Origin of the sequence: Fibrobacter sp. UBA4309 (assembly GCF_002395745.1) — a bacterium.
Lineage (GTDB): Bacteria > Fibrobacterota > Fibrobacteria > Fibrobacterales > Fibrobacteraceae > Fibrobacter.
This window is the reverse complement of sequence record NZ_DGUN01000062.1, coordinates 1-4009: the sequence shown is the minus strand read 5'-3', so window position 1 is coordinate 4009 and position 4009 is coordinate 1. Positions and strand designations below refer to the sequence as shown.

General features: G+C 52.5%; 3 protein-coding genes, 1 tRNA gene and 1 pseudogene. 3 read left to right on the top strand and 2 right to left on the bottom strand.

Annotated elements, in window-relative coordinates:
• Positions 1–1265, bottom strand: a 1265-nt coding sequence (locus B3M32_RS09135) for a hypothetical protein (RefSeq protein WP_290745722.1), incomplete at its 3' end; no start/stop codon positions are given.
• A 66-nt stretch (positions 1266–1331) separates the two neighbouring features.
• Entirely contained in the window at positions 1332–2222 is an 891-nt protein-coding gene (locus tag B3M32_RS09130; RefSeq protein WP_290745719.1) for a tyrosine recombinase, read from the bottom strand.
• Between the two features lie 94 nt (positions 2223–2316).
• Between B3M32_RS09130 and B3M32_RS09125 the strand changes: the two genes are divergently transcribed.
• From B3M32_RS09125 to B3M32_RS09115, 3 genes and pseudogenes are all read left to right on the top strand, one after another.
• Positions 2317–2389 (top strand) — tRNA-Lys (locus tag B3M32_RS09125).
• A 163-nt stretch (positions 2390–2552) separates the two neighbouring features.
• The gene (locus B3M32_RS09120; RefSeq protein ID WP_290745716.1) at positions 2553–3476 is read left to right on the top strand and encodes a sugar nucleotidyltransferase; all 924 of its coding nucleotides are present in this window, start codon (positions 2553–2555) and stop codon (positions 3474–3476) included.
• A gap of 193 nt (positions 3477–3669) precedes the next feature.
• A pseudogene (locus tag B3M32_RS09115) lies at positions 3670–4009 on the top strand (hypothetical protein); the annotation flags it as partial.

The window sequence follows — 4009 nt, the reverse complement described above, 5'->3', positions numbered from 1 at the left end:
GGTTCACCCCAGCAAGGATCGCAATTAGAACATTGATCCGTGTTGCATTCTGCTTCCATCTTGTCTATAGGGTAGCCTTCTCTACAAGCGACGGGGCATTTGTAATACTCCTTGTCGAGTGGGTCGAACTTGTTATGGAGCCTTTCCCATTGCCCGTCGACGCACCTGTACATGACGGCATTGTTGTTGATGTCGTTGTCGCACCTCAGTTCGCCGTTCAGGCACTCGCCGCAGATGGCCTTGTCGGTACGGCACGACTTGTTGCCACATATGGAAACGGCCTTTTTGGCTTCGCCGGCGACGCACTCGTAGACGGTTCCCTTTCCTTCGTCATCGTTGGTGCAAGTGTGCTCGTAGTTCGTACACTCGCCGCAACCGTTGTCACGCGGATCGCAGGATTTTCCGTCACAGCTCTCGGTCACCTTCTTGCCCTTTTCGCAGCGGGTGACCGTCGCCTTGAAGTTCTTGTCCTCGGCACAGGTCTGCACGTCGTTGACGCACTCGCCGCAGTCCGTGCCCTTCTCGTTACAAGATACTGTGCCGCACGAGCGGTTCACGACGACACCCTTCACGCATTCCTTGACAACGCCGATGCTTGCGGGGCTGTCGGAGCAGGTGCTCTTGTAGCTGTCGTCGCATTCGATTTCAACAGCGTCCTTGTTCGCGCATTCCTTGCTCTTGGTGTTGCAGAGAACGCCTTCGTCGCAAGCGGTTTCCTTGCAGACGCAAGCCCCGTCTTTTGCCGTACCGCCCGATGCCTTGCATAAGTCGGCGAATGTAGTTGCGGTCGAGGATGAACTGGCGGTGGAGTCTATGTCGGTAGGCTTGCTCTGGTTGCCACAGACTCCCGTAACGGTGTTGCAGACGGCACCCACGTCGCAGAGTTCGCTCTTGCAGACGCAGGCCCCGTCTTTTGCCGTACCGCCCGATGCCTTGCACAGGTCATTGAACTTCTTGAGTTCGTCCTTGGTCATGGACGATGAACTGGCCTTGCTGCTGGAAGATTTCGCGGAGCTTAAGGAATCGCTCTTGGGGACGGGGGTCCAGCTTTCTTCGTGGCAATAGTATTCGGCGTCCTGTTCCTTGGCGTACACGGTGTCGCCTTCTTTTTCTTCATTGCAGATTCCGAGTTCGTAGATGGAGTTGACCTCCGTGACGACTCTTCTCGGGAGAAGCTTGTCGCTTGAATCGTCGTCGCCACAGGCGGTAAGGAATGTCACGGTCAGCATGGCCGCGAACAGAAGGGCTGGTATTGCTTTTTTCATGTTCCCTCGATTTTCCAGATAAAGCATTTTTTTGTATTCAAAATGTAAATAGAAACATTTCTAATGTCAATGAACTTGCTCTCGTGGGTGGAACTGCCGGTGTTCCTGCTTTATAAATTCCTTGTCGATATGCGTATAAATTTGTGTGGTACTTATATCGGCGTGCCCTAGTAGTTCCTGCAGAACGCGCAAGTCCATGCCGGCTTCCAGGCAGTGCGTGGCAAAACTATGACGGAACGTATGTGGCGAGACCTGCTTGGCGAGGTGCGCCGTGTGCTGCTGCACAATTTTCCAGGCTCCCATGCGGCTCATGGGCTTGCCCCTGGAATTTAGAATTACGTTGTCTGTTGTCGGGTGGGTGAGCGGGCGGCCCTCCTCGATCCAGGCACGGAGATTTTCCTTGGCCTTGCTCCCGAGCGGAACAAGTCGCTGCTTGTTGCCCTTGCCTATAGGCGTGAGCCATTCGTTGTCGAGGTCCAGCTGCGAAAGCTTGATGCCGAGCGCTTCGGAAATGCGGAGGCCCGCGCTGTACATGAGTTCGATAAGCGCCGTGTCGCGCAGCGGGTTCTTGCCGTTGGCCGCACTTTCAAAGACAGAATCCACCTCTTCGCGGGTCAGGTACTGCGGCAGGTAATGCCCGAGTTTCGGGCGCTCGAGCATCGACTCGGTGCTGAAGTCGTACTCGCCCTGGCTCTGCATGTACTTGAGGAACCCGCGCAGGCTCGAAAAGTGCCTCGCGATGGACGTGGGGGAGTATTCCGTCTGTCCGGCGGTGAGTGTCAGGAATTCGTCCAGCTTCTCCGGAGTCAGCTCCTTGAGGTCCAGGCTGTTCTCGTCGAGCCAGTCGGTAAAGTGCCGCAAGTCTTCCGCGTAGCTCTGGACAGTGGCCGGCGAAAGGTTCCGTTCCACTCCCAGAAATGCCAAGTAGGTTACCATTCGGTTTGAATTGAGGCTCATGCAACTGAATGTAGAAAATTTTTCATTTTTTTTATGAAAATCCCTTGACAACCGTTTTTTTCTTTTCTATTATTGTGCGCGTCCAAGCGACAATGGATGATTAGCTCAGTTGGTAGAGCAGCTGACTCTTAATCAGCGGGTCGCAGGTTCGACCCCTGCATCATCCACGAAAACTCCCTGAAAGGGGAGTTTTTTTTTGCATATATTTTTGCATATATTGTAAAATGGTGTTTTTGTGTTGTTTTAGGGATTTTTTTTTGTTATCTTTATGGCTCGGTGATAGGGTTTGGGAGAAAAAGTGGCATTGTAGTTTTTTAAAAAGGTTTTTTGATGAAGATTGTATTGCCTGTCGCCGGAAATGGCCTTAGACTCCGTCCTTACACCGAGGATCGGCCGAAATGTCTTTTGCCTCTGGCCGGTAAGACGATTATCGATTGGATTATCGAGGACGCTTCCTGTCTGAATCCGTCGGAAACAATTTTCATTACAGGGTATAAAGCCGAAAAAATGGACGAGTACCTGAGGTCCAAGCCCGAATGGGGGTTGACCCGTACCGTTATCCAGTCCAATCCGCAGGGGTTGGGCGAGGCCATCAGCCTTGCCTTGCCGTACGTGAAAGACGACGAACCCCTCCTGATCATTTTGGGCGATACGCTTTTCGAGGCCGACCTGCACATATTGAAGAATGCCGAAGAGAATATCCTCTACACTTTCAAGGTCGATGACCCGAAGCGTTTCGGTGTCGCCGTGACCGACGAAGAAGGCAAGATTTCTCGCCTGGTCGAAAAACCGCAGGAATTCGTGTCGGACGAGGCCATTGTCGGCATCTACTACATCAAGGACGTGAAGGCGCTGAAGGATTCGCTTCAGTATCTCCTGGACAACGACATCCGCACCAAGGGCGAGTTCCAGCTGACGGATGCCCTTGAGATGATGATCGAGCGGGGCTGCAAGTTCCGTACCGCACCTGTTACCAGGTGGCTGGATTGCGGGCTCGTCGAGACGCTTCTCGAGACGAACGCGCGCGTGCTCCAGCGCAATGACAATTCCGCCAGCGCCTCTTTCTACGGGACGACTGTGGTGCCGCCGTGCTATATCGGCAAGAACGCCAAGATTCACGGATGCAAGATCGGTCCGAATGTTTCCATCGGTGACGACTGCGAAATTTCCGGCAGCGAAATTTCTGATGCCATTGTCTGGAACGGAGTGAAAATCGCCGGCGGTAAAATCTGCAATACCGTTGTCCACAAATAATTTACGACATTTTTAGAACGCCGCCCTCCACGCCGTGGAGGGCTTTTTTTGTCGTGTTGGCTGGGCTTGTGTGTAAAAAGTGTGTTGTATGTTTTTTGCGAAAAAATGCAAAATGGTAATATTTTGTTAAAAAACTTATTTTTTGTGTAAATAGAATTATATTTAGAAAAACCGTCAAAAAAGGAGTACAATGATGGATTTCAAGAAGTTTGGCTTTGCCGTGGTTGCCGCGTCTGCATTCGGTCTGATTGCGTGCGAAAACTCAGCATCCGCTTCGTCAGATGCTGAAGAACAACAGACGCTATCCAGCGCATCGGTTCCCGAAAGTGCTGCAGGTGAAGTCGACCTCTTTTCTGGTGATGGTGTAGGTACGATTCCGGCATCTTCCGAAAGTACCGGTGATGCCGTGGCCACATCCAGTGATGCTGTGGTTCCTGAATCCAGCTCGAGCGTTATAGGCGGTGCGGATGCCGGCAATACCGGAAATACGGGTGATGTCGGTGGTCAAGGTGGCTTCGGCGGCGGCGACATGG